Raw genomic sequence first — 23,345 nt, 5'->3', positions numbered from 1 at the left:
CTATTTTTATGCGTGGAAACTAAATCTTACGGCGCTTCCGGTGCCGGGGCGGCTGGGGCGGTGACCGGCTTGACGATCTTCACCTTGGCCTTGGCTTTCAGGTACTCGACGTAATCGAACATTTCCTGCTGTGCCAGGATGCCGCTGATCTGGTCTTTCTCTTGCTGGCGGCGCGCCGCGTCCACTTGCGCCGGCTGCTGCACCTTGGCGATGCGGTAGATGCCGTAGCCCAGGGCTGGCAAGTCCACGCCCACGTAGGCTGGCAGCTTGCTCGTGTCCGCTTTCATGACTTGCGCGATGGCGGCACGGTTGATGCCGTCAAGCTTGCTGCGCGACACCCATTGCGCCGCGCCGAAACCGCTCGCGTCACCCGAGGCTTTCAAGGCGGCCAGCTTGGCTTCGCCCGCTTTCTTCGCCAGCTTTTCCGCTTCTTCCATGGTCACGCGCTGGCGGATCATGGCTTCGACGTCGGCCAACGGACGCTTCGAGGCTGGCTTGAACTCCACCACGCGGCCGGCGATCAGCACGTTCGGTGCGACGGTGACGGCTTCCGTGTTGCGCTTGTCTTTCAGCGAGTCGTTCGAGAAGATGGCGGTCAGGAACTTGGCATTGTTGAACGGCGCCGTGCCCAGTGCCGGCGACGGCGTGCGCGACAGGTTGGCGACGGTTTCCACTTTCAGTTTCAGCTTGTCGGCCACCGGTTTCAGGCTGTCCGATTGCTCGTAGACCGTGTTGGTGAACGTTTCCGCCATTTCCGAGTATTTCTTGGCAGCAAATTGCTTGCGCAGGTCGGCCGTGATTTCGCCGCGCACTTCATCGAGCGCACGCACGTGCTCTGGCTTGAGCGAAGTGACGGTCAGGATGTGGAAGCCGAAATCGGAAGCGACGACATCGCTGATTTCGCCTTGCTTGAGTTTCGATACGGCGTTCAGCAGCGGCGTTGGCAAACCGTCCTTGCCGATCACGCCCAGGTCGCCGCCCTGTTCCGCGGAGGCAGGGTCTTCCGACTTGGCCTTGGCCACGGCGGCAAAGCTGGCAGGCGCCTTGCGCACGTCGGCCAGGATGGCTTCGGCCTTGGCCTTGGCGGCGGCCTTGTCGGCGGCCGAGGCGTCTTTCTTGACGGCTACGAGGATGTGGCTGGCCTGGCGCGCTTCTGGCGTCGTGTAGGCTTTCTGGTTCTTCGCGTAATAGGCCGTCACGTCGGCGTCGCTGACGTCGACCTGCTCGCCGGCGGCGCTGTCGTCCAGCACGACGTATTCGACCTTCGCTTGTTCCGGGATCTCGAAGAACTTGCCGTTCTTGTCATAGAACGCCTTGATCATGGCGTCCGTCACTTTGACTTCCGGCACGTACTGGGCGATCGGCAACAGCAGTTCCTGCACTTCACGCTCTTCCGAGGTGATGTCGGACAGGCGCTTGGAGACGGTGTTCGGCGCGAAGGCGGTGCCTTGCACGGCGCCGGCCAGTTGCTGCAGGGCCAGGTCGCTGCGGCGGCGCGCATCGTACATCTGCGGCGTCATCCCTTGGGCGGCCAGCATGGCCTTGTAGCGTTCCAGGTCGAATTTACCGTCCGGCAAGGTCAAGCCAGGGATTTCCAGCACTTCCTTTTGCAGCACGGCATCGCTGATGACCAGGTGGCTACGGCCCACTTCGGCGGCCACGGCGCGCTCGGCGATCAGGTTGTCGAGGATGCTCTGGCGCGCTTCCGGCGTGTCAAACATTTTCTGGTCGAACTGCTCGCCCATCATCTGGCGGTAGCGGTCGATCTGCTGGCGTTGCGCTTCTTCATATTGCTGCTGCGTGATGACCTGGTCGCCGACCTTGGCGATGGTGTTCGCGCCGTCGCCGAAGCTTTGGTAGCCGCTGATACCGACCAGTGCAAAAGACGGGACGATGACCAGCATCAAGAGAAACTGCATCAAGCGTCGATGGGTACGAATAAATTCAAACATGGTCAGCCAATTCGGGATGAGTGGATCACTATAAAAAAAGGCGAACATGCGTTCGCCTTGATTTCTTCGGCGGAATGGACGGGACAGATGTCCACTTCCCCTTTAGATTCAACAACTTGGCGCTGGAACTAAAGCAGGATTCTGACGCCCAAGCCATTATCTCCTGATTCTACAATGCCCATAGCGCTATAGCAAGAGTAAATCAGGGCGCGCGCCCCGCCCTGGCGCCGCATGGACGGCAAGGCGCCAGGCGCAGGCATTTAAGCCGGCGCGGCTTAAAGCGAATGTAAACGCCGGCGTTTTTATTCAAAACGGCACGATGGGATTTTAAAAGCAGGCGCGCCGAGATAATCTGGCGCTGGAAAAGAAAAACCCGCGCTACTTATTCAGCAGCGCGGGCTTCTATATTCTGGCGGAGCGGACGGGACTCGAACCCGCGACCCCCGACGTGACAGGCCGGTATTCTAACCAACTGAACTACCACTCCTTGAGAGCGTATTTTTTTGGCGGAGCGGACGGGACTCGAACCCGCGACCTCCGACGTGACAGGCCGGCATTCTAACCAACTGAACTACCACTCCGAAAAATACACTGTACTGCTTGCATTTGCATCCAGGGTTGCGATTCGTCGAACTTCAACCCTGAAATCGCGGCACCCGGAGGCGCCGCCAAATGTTTCCGGTGATTGTCACCTCACCGAAGTCCGTTAGTTTACAGCATCCTTCAAAGCTTTACCAGCTTTAAATTTTGGAACTTTTGCTGCTTCGATCGTGATCGCTTCTTTGGTACGCGGATTGCGGCCGGTACGCTCAGCGCGTTCGCTGACCGAGAAAGTGCCAAAACCAACCAGCGTCACGCTGTCGTTGTTTTTCAAAGTTTCCGTCACGCCGCCGATAACAGCGTCGAGTGCGCGCGCAGCGGCGGCTTTGGAAATGTCAGCTTTTTCAGCAATGTGGTCGATCAATTCAGTCTTGTTCACTAGCATCCCCAATTACAAAGGTATAAAACGTTTACCGTATCGTTGCGGCACTTTTGGCACCACAGCTGTCCGGCGAAAAAAATGTGCAGGCGTATTAAACAAGCCACACTGTATATGTGTCAAGCGCTTTGGGGGCGCAATTCACGTTTCAATATAAAACAAGCGCTCTAAAAGCGCTTGTTTGGGGAAAACAGGGGTAAAACGTTAGTGTTTTACCACCTCGCCAGCCACGTCAGGCTTGGCCGCGGCGGCCGTGACAGCCTCCACAGCAGCGACGTCCGCCAACGCTTCAGGCATGCGTTCGAGGGCGATTTCCAGCACTTTGTCGATCCAGCGCACGGGCACGATCTCCAGCTTGTTCTTGACGTTGTCCGGAATGTCGGCCAGGTCTTTCACGTTTTGCTCTGGAATCAGGACCGTCTTGATGCCGCCACGGTGGGCCGCCAGCAGCTTTTCCTTCAAGCCGCCGATCGGCAATACTTCGCCGCGCAAGGTGATCTCGCCCGTCATCGCCACGTCGGCGCGCACGGGGATGCCCGTGAAGACCGACACCATGGCCACCGTCATGGCCGCGCCAGCCGAAGGACCGTCCTTCGGTGTCGCGCCTTCCGGCACGTGGATGTGGATGTCGCTCTTCTCGAACACGTCCGCCTTGATGCCCAGGCGCTGTGCCCGGCTGCGCACCACCGTGCGGGCCGCCTCGATCGACTCTTTCATGACGTCGCCCAGGGTACCCGTGCGGATGATGCCGCCCTTGCCCGGCATCGACACGGCTTCGATGGTCAGCAGATCGCCGCCCACTTCCGTCCATGCCAGACCGACCACCTGGCCCACCTGGTTTTCTTTCTCGGCGACACCGAAATCATAGCGGCGCACGCCCAGGAATTTATCCAGGTTCTTCGAGTTGACGATGACTTTCTTGTCGGATTTCTTCAGCAGCAGCATCTTCACCACCTTGCGGCAGATCTTCGACACTTCACGCTCGAGCGAACGCACACCGGCTTCCCGCGTGTAGTAGCGGATGATGTCGCGCAGGGCCGACTCGGCCACCGAGATTTCCTCTTCCTTCAAGCCATTGTTCTTGATCTGCTTCGGCAGCAGGTAACGCTGCGCGATGCTGGTCTTCTCGTCTTCCGTGTAACCGGACAGACGGATCACTTCCATGCGGTCGAGCAAGGCTGGCGGAATGTTGTACGAATTCGACGTGGCCACGAACATCACGTCGGACAAGTCGAAATCGACTTCGATGTAATGGTCGGAGAACGTGTGGTTCTGTTCCGGATCGAGCACTTCCAGCAGGGCCGACGAAGGATCGCCACGGAAATCGGCGCCCATCTTGTCGACTTCATCGAGCAGGAACAAGGGATTGCGCACGCCGACTTTCGACAGCGATTGCAGGATCTTGCCCGGCATCGAGCCGATGTAGGTGCGGCGGTGGCCGCGGATCTCGGCTTCGTCGCGCACGCCGCCCAGGGCCATGCGCACGAACTTGCGGTTCGTCGCGCGGGCGATGGACTGGCCCAGCGAGGTCTTGCCGACGCCCGGAGGACCGACGAAGCACAGGATAGGCGCTTTCAGCTTGTCGACGCGCTGTTGCACCGCGAGGTATTCCAGGATGCGTTCCTTGACCTTGTCGAGGCCGTAGTGGTCGCCTTCGAGCACTTTTTCCGCATTCGACAAATCGTTATTGACCTTGGATTTCTTTTTCCAAGGCAAATTGACCAGGGTATCGATGTAGTTGCGCACGACGGTGGCTTCGGCCGACATCGGCGACATCAGCTTGAGCTTTTTCAACTCGTTGGTGGCCTTGTCGAGCGCTTCCTTCGGCATCTTGGCCGAGGCGACTTTTTTCTCCAGCTCGTCGAGGTCGGCGCCATCTTCGCCCTCGCCCAGTTCTTTCTGGATCGCCTTGACTTGCTCGTTCAGGTAGTACTCGCGCTGCGACTTTTCCATCTGGCGCTTGACTCTGCCGCGGATGCGCTTTTCCACCTGCAGGATATCGAGCTCGCCTTCGAGCTGACCCAGCAAGTGCTCGAGGCGCTTGGCCACGCTGAAAATTTCCAGGATGACTTGCTTTTGCTCCAGCTTCAGGGGCAGGTGCGCAGCCACCGTGTCGGCCAGGCGGCCGGCATCGTCGATGCCCGACAGCGAAGCGAGGATTTCGGGAGGGATTTTCTTGTTCAGTTTGACGTACTGGTCGAACTGCTGCACGATCGCGCGGCGCATGGCTTCGACTTCCGACTCGTCGCCTGGCTCGGACTCGAGCGGCGTCAGGTCGGCGATGAAATGCGTCGGCGCATCGCTGATATGGTTGATACGGGCACGCTGCGCGCCTTCGACCAGCACCTTGACGGTGCCATCGGGCAGCTTCAGCATTTGCAAGATATTGGCGACACAGCCAATTTCATAGATATCCGAAGGAGACGGCTCGTCCTTCGCGGCTGCTTTTTGAGCGGCAAGCATGATGCTCTTGCCCTGCTCCATCGCAGCTTCCAGTGCCTTGATCGACTTTGGACGGCCAACGAACAGCGGTATCACCATATGCGGGAAAACGACGACATCCCGCAACGGCAATAACGGCAGTTGAGTTTGCTCAGTTAATTTGGAAGTTGTCATGGCGTACCTTATAGAAAGCGTGTTTACGATGTTGGCGCTCGCTGCCAAAACACAAGACCGGCGAGAATAAATAATTCTGTGAAACAAACATAAAGTCTATTTCGCAAAACACACCCGCATGACGGTAACAAATGCGGTCTCAACAGTAAAAAAAGCCACGCGCAGCTAAGCGCCGCGAGTGGCTTTACGATTGAAGCCTGCACTCATTGATTTAAATTGTACTGCCATGCATTAAGGAATCAAAACCCTTTTTATGCATTTGTCTCGGCAGTTTTCAATTTTCTCCGGAGGCTTTGGCAGCCTCTTGATAAATCAACAAAGGTTTGGCGCCGCTGGTGATGGTATTTTCGTCGATGACGACCTTCACCACATTTTGTTCGCTCGGCAGTTCGTACATGACGTCAAGCAAAGCATGTTCCAGGATGGAACGCAGGCCACGGGCGCCGGTCTTGCGCGCCAGCGCCTTCTTGGCGATCGCATGCAGGGCGGCCGGACGAATCTCCAGTTCCGCGCCTTCCATCTCGAGCAGCTTCGAATACTGCTTGATCAGCGCATTCTTCGGCTCGACGAGTATCTGGATCAGCGCCTCTTCCGTCAATTCCGCCAGGGTGGCGATGACGGGCAGACGCCCCACCAATTCCGGGATCAGGCCGAACTTGACCAGGTCTTCCGGTTCCGCTTGCAGCATCAGTTCGCTGGCCGAGCTTTGCGACTTGCTGCGCACGGTGGCCGAGAAGCCGATGCCGCTCTTTTCGGAACGGTTGGCGATCACTTTCGACAGGCCGTCGAAGGCGCCGCCGCAGATGAACATGATGTTGGTCGTGTCGATCTGCACGAAATCCTGGTTCGGGTGCTTGCGGCCGCCTTGTGGCGGCACGGAAGCCATCGTGCCTTCGATCAGTTTCAACAAGGCTTGCTGCACGCCCTCGCCCGACACGTCGCGCGTGATGGACGGATTGTCGGACTTGCGCGAAATCTTGTCGATCTCATCGATGTAGACGATGCCGCGCTGGGCTTTCTCGACGTCATAGTTGCAGCTCTGCAGCAGCTTCTGGATGATGTTTTCCACGTCCTCACCCACGTAACCGGCTTCGGTCAGGGTGGTGGCGTCGGCGATCACGAACGGCACGTTGAGCATGCGCGCCAGGGTCTGCGCCAGCAGGGTCTTGCCCGAGCCGGTAGGACCGACCAGCAAGATGTTGCTCTTGGCCAGTTCGATGTCGTCTTTCTTGCCCAGGTGCTTGAGGCGCTTGTAATGGTTGTACACCGCTACCGACAGGATGCGCTTGGCAGTCTGCTGGCCGATCACGTACTGATCGAGCAAGGCGGCAATTTCTTGCGGCGTCGGCAGGTCGGATTTGCTACCGGTCACCGTCTCGATGCTCGACGTTTCATCACGGATGATGTCGTTGCACAGGTCGATGCACTCGTCGCAAATGAAGACGGACGGGCCGGCGATGAGTTTTTTCACCTCGTGCTGGCTTTTGCCGCAGAACGAGCAATACAGTAATTTTTCGCCGCTAGAGGATTTTTTGTCTGACATAAGGCATTTTGGTTGGAACTGCATTAACAATATTGCAAAATCGCAAGCCGGATGATGGTTGCCGCCCGTTAAGGCAACTCCCCATGGCGCAAGTCAACAACGTGCACAAGCTCCATGCTACCCGAAATAAAAGCGAAACGCCCGAACGTTTGAGCGCCCGGGCGTTTACTTACAACCTTAGCAATACCGGTAGGGGCTCATCAAGCGCGGCTGGTCAACACTTTGTCGATCAAACCATACTCAACGGCCTCGTCGGCGGACATGAAACGGTCGCGGTCGGTGTCCTTGGCGATCTGTTCGATCGACTGGCCCGTGCGCTCGGCCATGATGCCGTTCAAGCGGGTGCGCAGGTAAAGGATTTCCTTCGCCTGGATCTCGATATCGGACGCCATGCCTTGCGAACCACCGGACGGCTGGTGAATCATGATGCGCGAGTTCGGCAGCGAGAAACGCTTGCCCTTGGCGCCAGCGGCCAGCAGGAAAGCGCCCATCGAAGCGGCCATGCCCGTGCACAAGGTCGAGACGTCCGGCTTGATGAACTGCATGGTGTCGTAGATGGCCATGCCGGCCGAGACCGAACCACCTGGCGAGTTGATGTAGAGCGAGATTTCCTTTTCCGGATTTTCGCTTTCCAGGAACAGCAGCTGGGCGACGACCAGGTTGGCCATCTGGTCATTGACCGGGCCGACCATGAAAATCAAGCGTTCCTTCAGCAGGCGCGAGTAAATATCATACGAGCGCTCGCCGCGACCGCTTTGTTCCACCACCATCGGCACCAGGCCGAGCATCTCTGTTTCCAGCGCTGGATTACGGTTCATACCTGTCATTTCATTTCCTTGTGAAGCAGTTAGGGGATACTGCCCTTGCCTTTCAGCAAGGACAGTATCCGGATACCAACTGGTTTACGCTTGTGCGTTGCTTCCCATCAGTTCGTCGAAAGCAACTGCTTTCGTCGTGACTTTCGACAGGCCCAACACGTAGGTGACGACGTTTTCTTCCAATACAAGGGCTTCGATCTCACCCAGACGACGACGGTCGCTGTAGTAGTACTTCAGCACTTCGCGTGGATCTTCGTAGCTTTGGGCGAAATCTTCGATCTGCGCCTTGACTTGCTCAGGCGTCGCCTGCAGCTTGTTGTCGCCCACCAGTTGCGACAGGATCAGGCCCAGGCGTACGCGACGCTCGGCTTTTTCCGCGAACAGTTCTGCTGGGAAAGGCACGTCCTTGACGTTCATGCCGCGCTGCGCCATGTCCTGGCGGGTCATTTCGGCCAGGCGCTCGGAATCCTGGGCGATCAGCGTTTTTGGCACTTCCAGCTCAGCAACTTTGATCAGCGCGTCCATGACGGCTTCCTTGTTGCGCGCTTTCACGCGGCCAGCGACTTCGCGTTGCAGGTTGACTTTGATGTCTTCGCGCATTTTGGCCAGGTCGCCATCGGCAACGCCCAGCGACTTGGCGAATTCGGCATCGACTTCCGGCAGGTGCGCCCATTCCAGCTTTTGCAGGGTGATGGTGAACGAGGCGGTTTTGCCGGCCACGTCCTTGCCATGGTAGTCCTCAGGGAACGACAATGGGAAAGTCTTGGACTCGCCCACTTTCAGGCCCAGGGTCGCTGCTTCGAATTCCGGCAGCATGCGGCCTTCGCCCAGCACGAAAGCGTAGCCTTCAGCTTTGCCGCCTGGGAATTCAACGCCGTCGATCGAGCCGACGAAGTCGACGGTCACGCGGTCGCCGTTGGCAGCGATCGGTTCACCGCCGTCGCCGTGTTCGCCAGCTTCGCCCTTGGTGTGGAAGTGCACGCGCTGCTTGCGCAGGATGTCGATGGTCTTGTCGATTTCGGCTTCCGACACGTCGGCTTGCACGGTTTCGATTTCAACGGCCGTCAGGTCGCCGATGGCGACTTCCGGATACACTTCGAACGTGGCGTCGAAAGCCAGCTGGCCTTCGGCTGCTTCTTCTTTCGGCACGATGTTCGGGAAACCGGCCACGCGCAGGTTGTTTTCGTTGGCGGCGTCGTTGAACGCGCGGCCGACTTTGTCGTTCAGCACTTCCGATTCAATTTGGTAGCCGTATTGTGCTGCGACCATTTTCAACGGCACTTTGCCCGGACGGAAGCCCGGTGCCTTAGCCGTACGGGCTTGCACTTTCAGGCGCTTCTCAACTTCCGTGCGGACGTCCGTCAGCGGGAAGGAGATCGTGATACGACGTTCGAGTTTGCCCAAGGTTTCGACTGCAGTTGCCATGTAAAAAATCGTCCAAAAAATAAACACTGTTGGTGCGAGAAAAGAAGACCCGACCCCTTGCGCCATCGCTGGCGGCAAGACATGGGTCCAGCTTCACTCGCTCGCATATTCATCTGTAAAAGCACTGCAAGCAGGACAATGGACCTGGTCTACCCGGCTGAGGGAAAACCCGCACCAGGCACCAAACAATCCGCCGCTTCCAGTACTGCGACAGGGCTCCGAGCGTCCAGCCTTGCTTCTAAGTAAATGCAGGGCCGGCCATCATTCGGTAAAGCGTGGCATTATAACAAAGGACTTCGGGAAAGTGGCTGGCTTTGCAGCCCGGCCACAGAGGATACCAGCGGCGGCGAACGAATCGCCACAGCCTGGATGGCCCTGTCTTTACTCTTGCCCCGGCATTCTCTATTTCGCCAGAGACAGGCTTTCCAGCCTGCTTCGTTCATTAGTATATGCGAACTGTCGCCCCGTCCGAAACAAAGAAATGCGCTCTTGGCGAAGATTTCGGGCAAAAAACCTTTGATTTACCTCAATTTGGCCATTTTTCAGGCAAACCTGAGCCACTCCCGCCCTCTCCAAGTGAATTTAATGGAGAAAACAGCATGCACGATAGCGGACCCGACAGGTGACTGTGCCCACCCTGCGCGCCGCAGCACCGGACGCGGACGTGCTGGCAGCTGCGGAAACGGCGCTGGTGACGCACCGCGCCTTTGGCGACAGCGGCCATATCCGCGACCAGATGGCCATCGCCTGCTGGCGGCGCTTGCACAAGCTGGGCAGCACCCTGCCCGAGGCGGAAAGCCTGGCCAGCCGGCTCGACGCGGCAACGCCAGCGCGCCGGCGCCAGCTGCTGGGCGACACGGTGCTGCGCTATGCCGTCCAGCACGCCATGGGCCAGCTGCACCTGGGCGACGCGCATGGCTTGCCCTTGCCGCAATGCGCGGCGCTGTTCCAGGCGGCCGGCGCACACCTGGATACGGGCCGGCCCGGCGGGCCGCTGACCGCCCACTTGCCGCCCATGGCGCGCCTGCACGAGGGGCGCGCCATGGACGGGGACGACGCCGAAGCCGATACCGAAACAACAACCTATATATGGCATGCCTGGCGGGAAGACACGCCGTATGCGCGCGCCTTCCTTGCCGTGATGGACGACAACTACGGCGCGCCACTGGCCACGCCCACGCCCCAGGAGCGGACCCTGCTGCGCCGCGGACTGCGGCTGCTGGAAACCTTGTTGCCCCGCCTGACGGCCAGCGCGCTTTCTCACGTACAACTGATCGCCCTGTTTCCCAAGCGGGGCATGTGGCGCGGCAAGGCGTCCAGCTCGCAATTTCACATCAATGGCAGCGTCTTCCTGAACCAGGAACTGATCGGCAATCCCTGGTGGCTGGCCGAGCACTTGCTGCACGAAGCGCTGCAGCAGAAACTGTACGACTTCCGTCACGGCCACAGCCTGCTGGCGCCCGGCTATGCGCGCGAGGACGGCGCCAGTATCTGCCCATTGTGGAATGCGCCCGATGACGACGGCAATCAGTACTGGGATGCCCACCGCACCCTGGCAGCCTTCCATGTGCATGTCCACCTGGCCTTGCTGTGCCTGCTGGCCGAGCGGCAGGAAGCGGCGCTGGCGCCCCGGTATGGCCCCATCGGCCAGCACATGAGCGGCAGCCGGCGCGCCATCGACCGCGCCCGCTACCTGGGCGAGCAATTGCAAGGCACCATCTGGCAGGAACTGGGAGCGGCCGGGCGACAGATGACGCACTGGCTGCTCGATGTGCTCGACGCGCTCGACACGCAACGGCGTCCGAACGGCGCCACCCTGCATTTGCTGCTCGACCTGTACGCGCGCCAGAGCGGCCAGCTCGACACCTATCTGGCGCAGCAGCCGCCGCCCCGCGGCGACACGCTGGCCGCGCAGGTGGAGCGGGAGGTGGCGATGACGCGCGAGGCGCTGCGCCTGCTGGACGAGGAGCTGCCGCCATCGATGGGGGCGCAAGGGCAAAACTGGCCGCAGGCACGGCAACGCGTCTTGCGGGCGCTCTGGCCGCTGGCGCAAGATAATACGGTAATGGAAAGAAAAGGCTACCCGCAGGCACAGGCGCTGATTGCGCAGATGGTGCAACAGTCAAGCAGGCAACTGGGCGCACTCGGCGCACTCGCTGGATGACTACCCTGGAGAGTATCTTGATGGTGCTGCACGTCCGGGCTGGAACAACCCGGATTGGTGCGGATGGGGAGACTCGAACTCCCAAGCCGAAGCACTGGCTTCTAAGACCAGCGTGTCTACCAATTCCACCACATCCGCATTTTTACTCGCATTTCTACTACTTCGCACTGCTTGCCACAGCCTGCTCCCCTGATTTTAACAACTCGGGAGCGATCTGGCTACCGTGGGCTGATTGAGCAAGCCCGCCGCAATGCAAAGGCGGCATTCTACTGGATTTCCCAGAGGAATGCCGCCTTTTTTATGCCTGCACCCTGGCGCTGGCTCCTAGCCTTCTTTTACGATTACCGGCTCCGGCTTCCTGACCCGGAACCAGGCCGCATACAGGGCCGGCAGGAACAGCAGGGTCAAGGCCGTCGCGAGGATCAGGCCGCCCATGATGGCCACCGCCATCGGCCCCCAGAACACCGAGCGCGACAAGGGGATCATGGCCAGCGCGGCAGCTGCCGCCGTCAGCACGATGGGGCGGCAGCGGCGCACGGCCGAGTCGATGATGGCGTCCCATGGCGCCGAACCATCGTTGATGTCTTGCTCGATCTGGTCGACAAGGATCACCGAGTTGCGGATGATCATGCCGAACAGCGCGATGACGCCCAGGTTGGCCACGAAGCCCAGCGGACGGTGCAACAGCAGCAAGGCAAACGCGGCGCCCGCCACGCCCAGCGGTCCCGTCAGGAAGACCAGCAGGGAGCGCGAGAAACTGTGCAGCTGCAGCATCAGCAAGGTGAAGATAATAAAAATGGCCAGCGGCAGGTTGGCCGCAATCGACGCTTCCGCCTCGCCGCTGTCGGCCGCCACGCCTTTCACGGTGATGCGATAGCCGGCCGGCATTTTGGCCCGCAAGGCGTCGAGCTGCGGCGCCAGTTGCGTCGAGACCGTCGCGCCCTGGATGCCGTCGACCACGTCCGATTGCACGGTAATGGCCCATTCACGCTTGTCGCGCCAGACCACGCCCGGCTCCCACACGAAATGCGCGCGGGCCAGCTGCGAGATGGGCACCGACTTGCCCGTCGCCGTCGGGATATTCGTGTCGTTCAGCACGGAAATCGTCGCCCGCTCTTCCAGGGGCTGGCGCACCTGGATATCGATCAGCTTGTTGTCTTCGCGGAACTGGCCGATGACGGTGCCCGACAGGATCGTATTGGCCGCCTGCATCACGGTTTTCGACGTGACGCCCAGCGCGCGCATCTTGTCCTGGTCCAGGTCCAGGCGCAGCACTTTCACCGATTCATTCCAGTTGTCATTGACGCCCAGGGTGTTCGGATTGGCGCGCATGATGTCCTTGACCTGGTCGGCGATGGCGCGCACACCGGCCACCTCCGGCCCCGTGACGCGAAATTGCACGGGATACGGCACGGGCGGTCCGTTCGGCAACAGTTTTACGCGGCCCCGCACTTCCGGGAAGTCCTTCTTGAAGACATCGACGATTTGCTGGCGCAGGCGTTCGCGGTCGGCCAGGCTCTTCGGCAACACCACCACTTGCGACACGTTGGTCTGCGGGAAGATCTGGTCCAGCGGCAGGTAGAAACGGGGACTGCCCGTGCCCACATAGCTGGTCACGCTTTCCACGCCGTCGAGCTTGCCCACAAAAGCCTCGAATTTCTTCACCTGTTTCTCGTTCGCGGCAAACGTCGTGCCTTCGGGCGACCACAGCTCCACCATCAGTTCGGGACGGCTGGAATCGGGGAAGAATTGCTTCTCGATAAAGTTAAAGCCGTAAATACCCAGCGCAAAGATGGCCAGGGTGGCGGCGATCGTCGTCTTGCGCCACTCCACGCACCAGGTGACGGCGCGGCGGAAGCGGCGGAAGTTGGGCGTGTCGAACAATTCATGGTCGTTGTGCGCGTGCGGCTTGACCTTCAACAGGACATAGCCGATGTAGGGCGTGAACACGACGGCCACCACCCACGAGATGATCAGGGCCAGCGCATTGACGGAGAACAAGGAGAACGTATATTCGCCGGCCGCCGACTTGGCCAGGCCGATGGGCAAGAAGCCCGCCACCGTGATCAGGGTGCCCGTCAGCATCGGCATGGCCGTCGACGTGTAGGCGAACGTGGCCGCGTCGAAACGCGACATGCCCTCTTCCATCTTGCGCACCATCATCTCGACGGCGATGATGGCGTCATCGACCAGCAAGCCCAGCGCGATGATCAGGGCGCCCAGCGAAATCTTGTGCAAATCGATGTCGAGCAGGCGCATGAACAGGAAGGTGACGGCCAGCACCAGCGGGATGGTCAGCGCCACCACCAGGCCCGGCCGCACGTCGATGCGCAGCGGCTTGGTGTGCAAGCCCAGCGCGACAAAGCTGACGGCCAGCACGATCAGGATGGCTTCGATCAGGGTATGCACGAACTCGCCCACGGAGGCGGACACGGCTTCCGGCTGGTTCGACACGCGCTGCAGTTCTATGCCGACCGGCAATTCGCTCTTCATGCGCGTGACGGTCGCCTGCAAGGCCTTGCCCATGTCGATGATATTGCCGCCCTTTTCCATCGACACGCCCAGGCCGATCACTTCCTTGCCGTTGAAACGCATCTTGTCCTTCGGCGGATCGACGAATTCGCGTTTCACGGTGGCAAAGTCGCCGAGGCGGAAGGTGGTGCCGTTGGCGCGCAATTCCAGGTTTTCCAAGTCCTTGACGGTCAGCATGGCGCCCGTCACGCGCACTTGCAGATTGTCCGTCGGCGTCACCAGCACGCCCGTGGCGTTGATGCTGTTTTGCTCGGACAATTGCTGCACGATGGCGTCGAACGGAATGCCCAGCTGGGCAAATTTCTTGTGAGAAAAGATGATATTGATCTTTTCATCTTGCACGCCGAACAGTTCCACCTTCGACACCTGCCCCACGGCCAGCAGCTCCTGGCGCACCTTGTCCGCGTAATCCTTCATTTCCGCGTAGGTAAAACCGTCGCCGGACAGGGCGAAGATGGAGCCATACGTGTCGCCGAACTCGTCATTGAAGAACGGGCCCACGACGCCGGACGGCAAGGTGCCCTTGATGTCGCCGATCTTCTTGCGCACCTGATACCAGGCGGCGGCCGTTTCCTTGGGCGGCGCCGATTCGCGCAGCTCCAGCAGGATCAATGTCTCGCCCGGCTTCGAATAACTGGTGATTTCATTGATGTACGGCGTTTCCTGCAGCTTCTTTTCCAGCTTGTCCGTCACCTGCTCGGCCATCTGCAAGGCGGTGGCGCCGGGCCAGTACGCCTGCAAGACCATGGCGCGGAAGGTGAACGGGGGATCCTCATCCTGGCCCAGGCTGGCATAGCTGAGCATGCCGCCGATCAGCAGCACGGCCATCAGGTAACGCGTCAGCGGAATGTGTTCGAGGGCCCAGCGCGACAGATTGAAGCCGCCCTTCATTTGGCGCCCCCCACGCTGACGGCGGCAGCGGCCACATCGGGCTTGCTGGCCAGCTCGGCGCCGAGGATGGTCACTTTCTGGCCAGGCTTGAGCAGGTTGACGCCGGCCGTGACCACCGTCTGGCCCGCTTTCACGCCCGAGGTCAGCAGCAATTCATTGCCCGCCACGCCGCCCACCGTCACCGGCACGCGCTGCACGGCGCCGTTTTCCACCACCCACACGGAACTTTGCGACTTTTCATTGAACAGGGCCGTCAGCGGCACCTTGATCTGCGGCGTGGCCGTCTGCGAGGCGAACTGCACCACGGCCGTCATGCCCAGGCGGGCCTGCGGCGCGTCCGGGATGCTGACCTTGGCCAGATAGGTGCGCGTGGCGGCATCGGCCACGGGCGACACTTCGCGTATCTTGCCCGGCAAGCCCTGTTTCGGGTCGGCCCACAGGCGTACGACCACATCCTTGACGCCGCGCAAGGTTTCCACCTTGTCTTCAGGAATGCCGATCACGACTTCCTTTTCGCCGCTCCTGGCCACTTGCACCACGGGTGTGCCGGGCGCCACCACCTGCCCCACTTCGGCCTCGATGCGCGTGACGACGCCATCGACGTCAGCCAGCAAGCTGGCGTAGCCGGACTGGTTCGCCTGGCCCCGGTACAGGGCCTGGGCCGCTTCCACGTTCGCCTGCGCCGCCTTGTAGGTGGCTTCCTTGCCGTCGAGCACGGCCTGGCTGACGAAATTTTTCTCGCGCAAGTCCTGGTAGCGCTTGAGTTCCGCGCGCGCCAGGTCGCGGCTCGTTTCCGCGCTGACCAGCGACGCCTTGGCCTGCGCCTGCGACAGTTGCAAGTCGACGGGATCGAGCTGCATCAGCACTTGCCCCTTCTTGACGCTGGCGCCCACGTCCACCTTGCGCGCGACGATCTTGCCGCCCACGCGAAAGCCCAGCTGCGATACGACGCGGGGCACGACTTCGCCCGCCAGCTCCGCACTCACGTCAACGCTGCTGCTGGACAACACGATCGCGCGCACGGGACGCACGTCTTCCACTTTGACGGCGGGCTTGGAACAGGCCGCCAGGGTCAGCGCCAGGGCGGCGGCGGCAATCAGCCGCAGGGCGGGAAGTGCGGATGCGCCGGTCTCGCGGCGCAGGGTTTTCAGGGCAAACAAGGTATTTTCCTTTACTATGCGGGCTGTAATATTTTTATGCGGAGAAACTTTTTGCTTGCCCTTCGGGCCAAGCCAAACTTTTTCGCACGCGATATCCTTAAATTTGTGACAATATCAGCTTGGTCATGGCGGGAAGCGATTTCTCCCTAATGACTTTCTGGTTATTAATTATAATCGTGCCTAAAAGTTTTTAGTGACTTTTGCGTCATTAATCTTGAGACGTACAACGTCCGGCCACCTTCCAGCGTTGGGGGCCGGCAAAACTGCAAGACTAGAGAAGTGTGTTCATGCCTGTAGACCATTACGAAAATTTTCCTGTTGCATCATTTTTACTGCCGCGCCGGCTCGTGCCCGCCGTCGAAGCCATCTATGCCTTCGCCCGCAGCGCCGACGACCTGGCCGATGAGGGCGACGCCACGCCGGCCGAGCGCCTGGCCGCGCTGCACGCCTACGAACAGGCGCTGGGCCGCATCGCCCGCGCAGAGGGCCATGCGGGCGAGAACGCCGCCATGTTCGAACGCCTGGCCGCCGTCATCGCCAAACACCAGCTGCCCCTGAAGCCGTTTCACGATCTGTTGTCAGCATTCAAGCAGGATGTGGAAACGACACGCTACGCCAGCTATGACGACGTGCTCGATTACTGCGCCCGTTCCGCCAACCCCGTGGGACTGCTGATGCTGCACCTGTATGGCGCGGCCGATGAACAGAATGTACGCGATTCCGATGCGATATGTTCAGCTTTACAACTAATTAATTTCTTGCAAGACGTCGCCATCGACCAGCAAAAAGAGCGCATCTACCTGCCGATGGAAGACTTGAGCCGCTTTGCCGTCTCCGCCGCCGCCTTCGAGCGGCCCGAGGCGCATGGCAAGTGGAGCGCCCTGATGCGCTTCGAAGTGGCCCGCACGCGCGCCCTGATGCTGTCCGGCGCGCCGCTGGCCCTGCGTTTGCGGGGGCGCATCGGCTGGGAATTGCGCCTGGTGGTGCAAGGCGGCTTGCGCATCCTGGAAGCCATCGAAGCCGTCAATTACGACGTGTTCCGGCGCCGCCCGAAGCTGGAGAAGCGCGACTGGCTGATCATTTTCTGGCGCGCCCTGCGCATGTCGCGCAAGAGCTTGCATCAAGAGACACAAGTAAACACGGCTTTTCCCCCGTCGCCCACTCTGTAAGACGATAGAATAGCGGCTTCGATCTGCAACCCTTGCTCTTTTGACTATGTCACCCGACGAATACTGCCAACAAAAGGCCGCCCAGAGCGGCTCCAGCTTCTACTACAGCTTCCTGTTCCTGCCGGCCGAGCGCCGCAAGGCCATCACGGCCCTGTACGCGTTTTGCCGCGAAGTCGATGACACGGTCGACGAATGCACGGACGAAGCCGTGGCACGCACCAAGCTGGTCTGGTGGCGCAAGGAAGTCAAGGCCATGTACGAGGGCAATCCCACGCACCCCGTGATGCGCGCGCTGCAGCCGCACCTGGACATTTACAAGCTGGAAGAAAAGCATTTGCAGGCCATCATCGACGGCATGGAAATGGACTTGAACCAGACCCGCTACCTCGACTACCAGGCCATGAGCCGCTATTGCTGGCACGTGGCCAGCGTGGTGGGTATCTTGTCAGCCAGCATCTTTGGCGCGACGCGCCCGGAAACCCTGCTGTACGCGGAAAAACTGGGCCATGCCTTCCAGCTGACCAACATCATTCGCGACGTGGGCGAAGATGCGCGCAAGGGGCGCATCTACCTGCCGATCAGCGAATTGCAGCAATTCAATGTGACGGCGGCCGACCTGCTCAATGCGCGCCACAGCGAGAACTTTGAAAACCTCATGCGCTTCCAGGCGGCGCGCGCGCAGAAAGCCTATGACGAGGCGTTCGCCCTGCTGCCGGCGGAAGACCGCCGCGCCCAGCGCCCGGGCCTGATCATGGCCGCCATCTACCGCACCCTGCTCAATGAAGTCGAGCGCGACGGCTACCACGTGCTGCAACAGCGCATCTCGCTCACGCCGATCCGCAAACTGTGGCTGGCCTGGAAGACCTGGGTTCGTGGCTGAGAGTCAGGTGAAGCAACGCTACGCCGTCATCGGCGCCGGCTGGGCCGGTTGCGCGGCCGCCATGGAACTGGCGCGCGCCGGTCACCCTGTGACCGTGTTCGAGGCGGCGCGCACCCTGGGCGGACGCGCGCGCCGCGTCGAGAGAGAAAACACGGTGCTCGACAACGGCCAGCACATCTTGCTGGGCGCGTACACGGAAACCTTGCGCCTGATGACACTGGCGGGACAGGACCCTGGCAAACTGATCCTCACCCTGCCCCTGCAGATGCGCTATCCGGCAGACAGCGGCGGGATGGACTTCATCGCGCCGCGCCTGCCCGCGCCGCTGCACCTGGCGTGGGCCCTGCTGCGCGCCAAGGGACTGGAGCGCGCCGACAAGCTGGCCCTGATGCGCTTTTCCACCGCCATGCGGTGGATGGGCTGGCAACTGTATAACGATTGCACGGTCAGCGAACTGCTGCAGCGCTTCGACCAGACGGACCGTCTGAACCGCCTGATGTGGCACCCGCTGTGCCTGGCCGCCCTGAATACCCCGCCCGAGCGGGCCTCGGCCCGCGTCTTCATCAATGTGCTGCGCGACAGCCTGGGCGCCAGCCGCCGCCGCGCCTCCGACATGCTGATCCCGAAGGCGGACCTGAGCGCCCTGTTGCCCGACGCGGCCGCCCGCTATGTGGCACGGCATGGCGGCGCAGTACGCACCGGCGCCAAAATCACCACCTTGCACGCGCTGCCCGACGGCCGCTGGCGACTCGACGATGCGGATATCTTTGACGGCGTCATCGTCGCCACCTCGTCCGTGCAAGCCGCCAGCCTGCTGCAGGGCTTGCACGACGCGCGCCTCGATGACGTCATCAATCGCATGCAAGCGTTCACGCCGGAAGCGATCAGCACCTGCTACCTGCAATTCGACGCCTCGCTGCGCCTGGACTTGCCGTTCCACGCGCTCGTCGATACGCCGGAACGGCAGCACTGGGGCCAGTTCGTCTTCGACCGGGGCCAGCTCGACAGCAAACAGGCCGGTTTGCTGGCCGTCGTCATCAGCGCCTCCGGCCCTGCCGCCGAGCAAGGCCATGGGCCGCTGGCGCAAGCGATCGGGGCGCAGCTGGCGCAGGTGCTGCGGCGCCCGGAACTGGCCCAGCCCCTCTGGACCCAGCTGATCACGGAAAAGCGCGCCACGTTCGCCTGCACGCCGGATTTATTGCGCCCCGGCAATGCCAGCGGCGTGCCGGGCTTGCTGCTCGCGGGCGACTACACGGCGAATGACGACCGGACACAAGACTATCCGGCCACCATCGAGGCGGCCGTGCGCAGCGGCGTGGCGGCGGCCAAGGCCATCACCGCGGGCAAGGCGTCAAAATACACGTGACGGTGCATCCCGCCCTGGTGTCGCTCGCCCCCGCGAAATTGCATTCTGTCGCACCGCGCTGGTGCGCTCGCGTACGCTTGGGTACAGTCCGACCATCGACAACGGCCATACCACGGGGAATACCATGCACACCACCTTGCACTTGAAAAACAGCTTGAAAGCCCTGGCGCTGCTCGCGGGTGTGGTGCTGGCCACCTTGATCGTCATGCGGCTACAGCAGGCGCCACCAGCGCCATTGCTGCTGAGCCAGGCAAGCATGTTGCTGCCGGCAATGGGCTGACGCGACGGACAGGAAGAATATGATGAACAAGCAAGATTATCTCGACGCTCTGCGGCGCGCGCTGGCAGGCTTGCCACCGGACCTGGTGGCCAAGACCCTCGATTATTATGAACAGACCTTCATCGAAGGCGCGGCGGCCGGCCGCAGCGAGCGCGAGGTCGCCGACGACCTGGGCGACCCGAAAAAAATCGCCCTCAGCTTGCGCAGCAACACCCACCGCCAGGCCTTCGAACAAAAGAAAACCCCCGTCAACCTGCTGCGCCTGCTCGTCTCGCTGGTGGGCCTGGCCATCTTCAACCTGTTCATGGTCATACCCGCCGCCGTCTACGCGGCCCTGCTGGCCACCCTGTACGCCGTCGGCCTGAGCTTTTACCTGGCCGGCATCGCCATCACGGCCAGCGGCTTGTCCGGCGCCAACGAACTGGTGCTCGACGGTCCCCTGCGCCACGTCTTCATCCATGATGATGACGGCGGCGAAGGCGGCGAACGGCGCGAAACGCGCATCACCATCGGCGACACGGGCATCGAAGTCGACCACCTGCCCGGTCCCTTGCAGCGCGAACCGGCCGAGGCCGAGCCCGGAGCGCCAGGCGCTTCCTCGCGCGTGATGGAGCGGGCCGAAGCGCTGGCCGGTGGCGGCATCCGCATCTCCACCGACATGGACCGCGATGCGCGCACCACGCAAACCGTCTTCGGCGTGGGCATGCTGCTCGGCGGCATCGTCATTTTCCTGCTCAGTCTAGTCGTCACGCGCTATACCTGGATCGGCATCAAGCGCTACGTCGCCATGAATATTTCCCTGCTCAAAGGTCACTAGAAAGGCTGCCATGAAACGCTTGCTCAAAGTTGGCCTGTCCATGCTCTTGCTGGCAATGGTCCTGATCGCCATGTCGTATGCGGCGCTGCGCGCCAAGGGAATCAGCAATCCCAGCAGCGCTGCCGGCCGCGCCGTGCGCAGCGAAACGCGGCCGATTTCCGCCAATATCACCAGCATCGACCTGGCCGGCCCCATCGACCTGGTGCTGCGCCGCGGCGCCACGCCATCGCTGAAGGTCAGCGGCGAACAGCGTTTGCTGTCAAACGTCGACACCACGCAGGATGGCACGACCCTGCATATCGGCCCGAAAGGCATGCTGTTCCACCATCGCCAGCCGCTGCAGGTGGAACTGGTGCTGCCCACCCTCGTGCGCATGGAAGTGCACGGCAATGGCGACAGCAAGATCACGGGATTTTCCGGCGACAGTTTTATCCTGGAAGTGATGGGTTCCGGCGACGTCAGCTTCACGGGACGCTACAAGCAGGTACAAGCCACCGTCAACGGCAGTGGCGACCTCGACATCAATGCCGGCAACAGCGACAGCGTGGTGCTGGAAATGGTGGGCTCCGGGCGCATCGCCGCCAGCGGCAACACGAAGTTCCTGCGCGCCGACCTGAGCGGTTCGGGCGACATCGATGCCGAGCACCTGGCCGCCGACAAGGCCAGCGTCAGCCTGCAAGGCTCGGGCCAGAGCACCGTCTTCGTGCGCGACGCCGCCAACCTGACCCTGCGCGGCAGCGGCGACATCCACGTCCACGGCAACCCGCGCCAGCGCGAGACGCAGAAAAGCGGCTCAGGCGAAATTACCTGGCACTAAGGTTCTCTTCCAGCCACGCCACGGCTTGCTCGCCGGCCGCCTTGCCTTGCGCCAGGCAGGCCGTCAGCAGGTAGCCGCCCGTGGGCGCTTCCCAGTCCAGCATTTCCCCCGCCACGAAGACGCCCGGCATGGCGCGCAGCATGCTGCCGTCGACGCCGTCGAAGGCCACGCCGCCAGCGCTGCTGATGGCTTCATCGATGGGGCGCGGGCGCACGAGCGTGACGGGCAACAGCTTGATGGCGTCCGCCAGCCTGGCTGCAACGGCGAAATCGGCGGCGCCCAGGCATTCGCGCAGCAAGCCCGATTTCACGCCTTTTATTCCCAGCCGGCTTTGCAAATGGCTGGACATGGAACGGGCGCCGCGCGGGCGCGTCACTTCCTCGAACACGCGCGCATGGCTGTGGTCGGGCGCCAGGTCGAGCCAGATAGTGGCGTGTCCGTCGCGCGCGATCTGTTCGCGCAGCGCGGCCGACAGCGCATAAATCAGGCTGCCCTCGACGCCGGCCGCCGTGATGACGAACTGGCCCTGGCGCTTGATCGTCAAGCCGTCGATGTCATGCGCCGTGATGGCCACCGTGGCCAGGTGCTCGCCCGCGTACCGGCTGCTGAAATGTTCGCTCCAGTCCACGTCGAAGCCGCAATTGGCCGGCGCCAGCGCCGCCACGGCCACACCCTGCCCTTGCAGCAGCGGCACCCAGGCGCCGTCGGAACCGAGCCGCGCCCAGCTGCCGCCGCCCAGGGCCAGGATCACGGCGTCGAATGCGCGCAGGCGTTCGCCGTCCGGCGTGGCGAAGGCCAGCTGACCATCGCGCCAGCCCGTCCAGCGGTGGCGCATGTGAAATTGCACGCCCGCTTCGCGCAGGCGGTGCAGCCAGGCGCGCAGCAAGGGCGCGGCCTTCATGTCGGTCGGGAAGACGCGGTTCGACGAGCCGACGAAGGTCTCCACGCCCAGGCCGTGCACCCAGTCGCGCACCTTTTGCGGGCCGAACTGGTCCAGCGCCGGTTTCACCCGCTGCGCCTGCCTGGCGTAACGCGAGACGAAGGCCTGATAGCCTTCCGCGTGCGTGATGTTCATGCCGCCGCGCCCGGCCAGCAGGAATTTGCGGCCGACGGACGGCATGGCGTCGAACAGTTCCACCCTGGCCCCCTGCTCGGATGCCGCCTGGGCGGCCATCAGGCCGGCGGGGCCGCCGCCGATGACGGCGATGTGAAACGGAGGGGAAGTCGATTGGGTCATGGCAGGCTGGGAAGACGGTGAAAACCCCGGCATTTTAGTCGAGATTGGCCCGCATATGGCCGGGCGATGGCGATCGCGCCCAAAAATGAGGCATACTGCGCCAGGCATGCCGCAACGATCGGCAGTTTCATATCACTTGACGACAAGACACAAGAGGAGATACACATGGGCGCAGGATTCTGGATTTCCCGCTATTTGCTGGCCAGTTCGATCTTATTCATCATCCTGACGGTGGTCGAGTACAGCAAGGGCAGCACCACCCAGGCCGATATCCTCAGCGCGCTGGCCTGGTCGCTGGTGGCGTCGGCCATCTTCATCGGCTCGAAATACTGGCGCTACAAGAAAGCCATCGCCTGCGCGACATGCAGCGGGGACAAGGCAAAAACCAAGTCGTCATAGAAAAATGGCCGCTTCAGCGGCCATTTTCTCCAGTGGACATTCTCAGCCGCCCGTCACGGGCGGGAAGAACGCCACCTCGTCGCCTTCGCCTATCGCCGTATCGGCATCGCACATCACCTGGTTATGCGCCATGCGCAGCGCGCGGCCCTGCGCCAGCGCGTATTCCCAGTTGCCGCCGCGGGCGATCAGCAGGGCTCTCACCTCGCCCACCGTCAGCGGCCCTGCCACTTCCAGCACTTCCTGGCCCGTGCCCACCAGCTCGCGCACGCTGGCGAAAAAACGCAGATTGATCTTCATCGA

18 protein-coding genes and 3 tRNA genes are annotated in these 23,345 nt (G+C 61.6%); 8 read left to right on the top strand and 13 right to left on the bottom strand.

Annotated elements, in window-relative coordinates; all coding sequences use genetic code 11:
- Nucleotides 1–26 precede the first annotated feature (26 nt).
- The 8 genes from J0O65_RS21630 to tig all read right to left on the bottom strand — a co-directional run bounded on the left by J0O65_RS21630 (nt 27) and on the right by tig (nt 9,333).
- Complete coding sequence (locus tag J0O65_RS21630; protein ID WP_215409249.1) at nt 27–1,952, bottom strand: SurA N-terminal domain-containing protein; 1,926 nt, start codon at nt 1,950–1,952, stop codon at nt 27–29.
- A gap of 410 nt (nt 1,953–2,362) precedes the next feature.
- A tRNA-Asp gene (locus J0O65_RS21625) sits at nt 2,363–2,439 on the bottom strand.
- Nucleotides 2,440–2,456: 17 nt separating this feature from the next.
- Nucleotides 2,457–2,533, bottom strand: a tRNA-Asp gene (locus J0O65_RS21620).
- A gap of 125 nt (nt 2,534–2,658) precedes the next feature.
- Nucleotides 2,659–2,931 (bottom strand): non-specific DNA-binding protein Hbs, encoded by a 273-nt coding sequence (gene hbs, locus J0O65_RS21615; RefSeq protein WP_010398442.1) that lies wholly within the window; start codon nt 2,929–2,931, stop codon nt 2,659–2,661.
- A 204-nt stretch (nt 2,932–3,135) separates the two neighbouring features.
- Nucleotides 3,136–5,547, bottom strand: coding sequence for an endopeptidase La (gene lon, locus J0O65_RS21610; RefSeq protein WP_215409248.1), 2,412 nt, complete (start codon nt 5,545–5,547; stop codon nt 3,136–3,138).
- 274 nt (nt 5,548–5,821) lie between these two features.
- Nucleotides 5,822–7,090: an ATP-dependent Clp protease ATP-binding subunit ClpX gene (clpX, locus tag J0O65_RS21605; RefSeq protein WP_215409247.1), complete on the bottom strand. Its 1,269-nt coding sequence runs from the start codon at nt 7,088–7,090 to the stop codon at nt 5,822–5,824.
- A 200-nt stretch (nt 7,091–7,290) separates the two neighbouring features.
- Nucleotides 7,291–7,908 carry an ATP-dependent Clp endopeptidase proteolytic subunit ClpP gene (clpP, locus tag J0O65_RS21600; RefSeq protein ID WP_502793584.1) on the bottom strand — a complete coding sequence of 206 codons (618 nt, stop codon included), beginning with the start codon at nt 7,906–7,908 and terminating at the stop codon, nt 7,291–7,293.
- An 84-nt stretch (nt 7,909–7,992) separates the two neighbouring features.
- Nucleotides 7,993–9,333 (bottom strand): trigger factor, encoded by a 1,341-nt coding sequence (tig, locus tag J0O65_RS21595; protein WP_070256539.1) that lies wholly within the window; start codon nt 9,331–9,333, stop codon nt 7,993–7,995.
- A 622-nt stretch (nt 9,334–9,955) separates the two neighbouring features.
- On the opposite strand from tig, the gene J0O65_RS21590 reads away from it, so the two are divergent.
- Complete coding sequence (locus J0O65_RS21590; protein ID WP_215409245.1) at nt 9,956–11,497, top strand: hypothetical protein; 1,542 nt, start codon at nt 9,956–9,958, stop codon at nt 11,495–11,497.
- Between the two features lie 55 nt (nt 11,498–11,552).
- Here J0O65_RS21590 and J0O65_RS21585 read toward each other — a convergent pair.
- The 3 genes from J0O65_RS21585 to J0O65_RS21575 all read right to left on the bottom strand — a co-directional run bounded on the left by J0O65_RS21585 (nt 11,553) and on the right by J0O65_RS21575 (nt 16,080).
- Nucleotides 11,553–11,635, bottom strand: a tRNA-Leu gene (locus J0O65_RS21585).
- 186 nt (nt 11,636–11,821) lie between these two features.
- Complete coding sequence (locus J0O65_RS21580) at nt 11,822–14,920, bottom strand: efflux RND transporter permease subunit (RefSeq protein WP_215409244.1); 3,099 nt, start codon at nt 14,918–14,920, stop codon at nt 11,822–11,824.
- The gene (locus J0O65_RS21575; RefSeq protein ID WP_215409243.1) at nt 14,917–16,080 is read right to left on the bottom strand and encodes an efflux RND transporter periplasmic adaptor subunit; all 1,164 of its coding nucleotides are present in this window, start codon (nt 16,078–16,080) and stop codon (nt 14,917–14,919) included. The genes J0O65_RS21580 and J0O65_RS21575 overlap by 4 nt, the downstream gene beginning before the upstream one ends.
- Before the next feature lie 287 nt (nt 16,081–16,367).
- On the opposite strand from J0O65_RS21575, the gene hpnC reads away from it, so the two are divergent.
- From hpnC to J0O65_RS21545, 6 genes are all read left to right on the top strand, one after another.
- Entirely contained in the window at nt 16,368–17,249 is an 882-nt protein-coding gene (hpnC, locus tag J0O65_RS21570; protein WP_215409242.1) for a squalene synthase HpnC, read from the top strand.
- A gap of 46 nt (nt 17,250–17,295) precedes the next feature.
- Nucleotides 17,296–18,129 (top strand): presqualene diphosphate synthase HpnD, encoded by an 834-nt coding sequence (hpnD, locus tag J0O65_RS21565; RefSeq protein ID WP_215409241.1) that lies wholly within the window; start codon nt 17,296–17,298, stop codon nt 18,127–18,129.
- 7 nt (nt 18,130–18,136) lie between these two features.
- Nucleotides 18,137–19,495: a hydroxysqualene dehydroxylase HpnE gene (hpnE, locus tag J0O65_RS21560; protein ID WP_353056230.1), complete on the top strand. Its 1,359-nt coding sequence runs from the start codon at nt 18,137–18,139 to the stop codon at nt 19,493–19,495.
- A 124-nt stretch (nt 19,496–19,619) separates the two neighbouring features.
- The gene (locus J0O65_RS21555) at nt 19,620–19,775 is read left to right on the top strand and encodes a hypothetical protein (protein WP_215409239.1); all 156 of its coding nucleotides are present in this window, start codon (nt 19,620–19,622) and stop codon (nt 19,773–19,775) included.
- A gap of 19 nt (nt 19,776–19,794) precedes the next feature.
- The gene (locus tag J0O65_RS21550; RefSeq protein ID WP_251373889.1) at nt 19,795–20,592 is read left to right on the top strand and encodes a DUF1700 domain-containing protein; all 798 of its coding nucleotides are present in this window, start codon (nt 19,795–19,797) and stop codon (nt 20,590–20,592) included.
- A 10-nt stretch (nt 20,593–20,602) separates the two neighbouring features.
- A complete protein-coding gene (locus J0O65_RS21545; RefSeq protein WP_215409238.1) occupies nt 20,603–21,409 on the top strand; it encodes a head GIN domain-containing protein in 807 nt (268 codons plus the stop codon).
- Here the strand turns inward: J0O65_RS21545 and J0O65_RS21540 are convergent.
- On the bottom strand, nt 21,396–22,646 hold the full coding sequence (locus tag J0O65_RS21540) for a TIGR03862 family flavoprotein (RefSeq protein ID WP_215409237.1): 1,251 nt from the start codon (nt 22,644–22,646) through the stop codon (nt 21,396–21,398). The genes J0O65_RS21545 and J0O65_RS21540 overlap by 14 nt on opposite strands.
- 165 nt (nt 22,647–22,811) lie before the next feature.
- Here J0O65_RS21540 and J0O65_RS21535 point away from each other — a divergent pair, with 165 nt between their 5' ends.
- The gene (locus J0O65_RS21535; protein WP_215409236.1) at nt 22,812–23,045 is read left to right on the top strand and encodes a hypothetical protein; all 234 of its coding nucleotides are present in this window, start codon (nt 22,812–22,814) and stop codon (nt 23,043–23,045) included.
- A gap of 42 nt (nt 23,046–23,087) precedes the next feature.
- Here the strand turns inward: J0O65_RS21535 and moaD are convergent, their stop codons facing one another.
- The gene (gene moaD, locus J0O65_RS21530; protein WP_215409235.1) at nt 23,088–23,342 is read right to left on the bottom strand and encodes a molybdopterin converting factor subunit 1; all 255 of its coding nucleotides are present in this window, start codon (nt 23,340–23,342) and stop codon (nt 23,088–23,090) included.
- Nucleotides 23,343–23,345: the final 3 nt, after the last annotated feature.

It is taken from the genome of Janthinobacterium sp. JC611, from assembly GCF_018682595.1.
Lineage (GTDB): Bacteria > Pseudomonadota > Gammaproteobacteria > Burkholderiales > Burkholderiaceae_D > Janthinobacterium.
The sequence above is the reverse complement of the archived record's forward strand: the minus strand, read 5'-3'. Positions and strand labels throughout refer to the sequence as shown.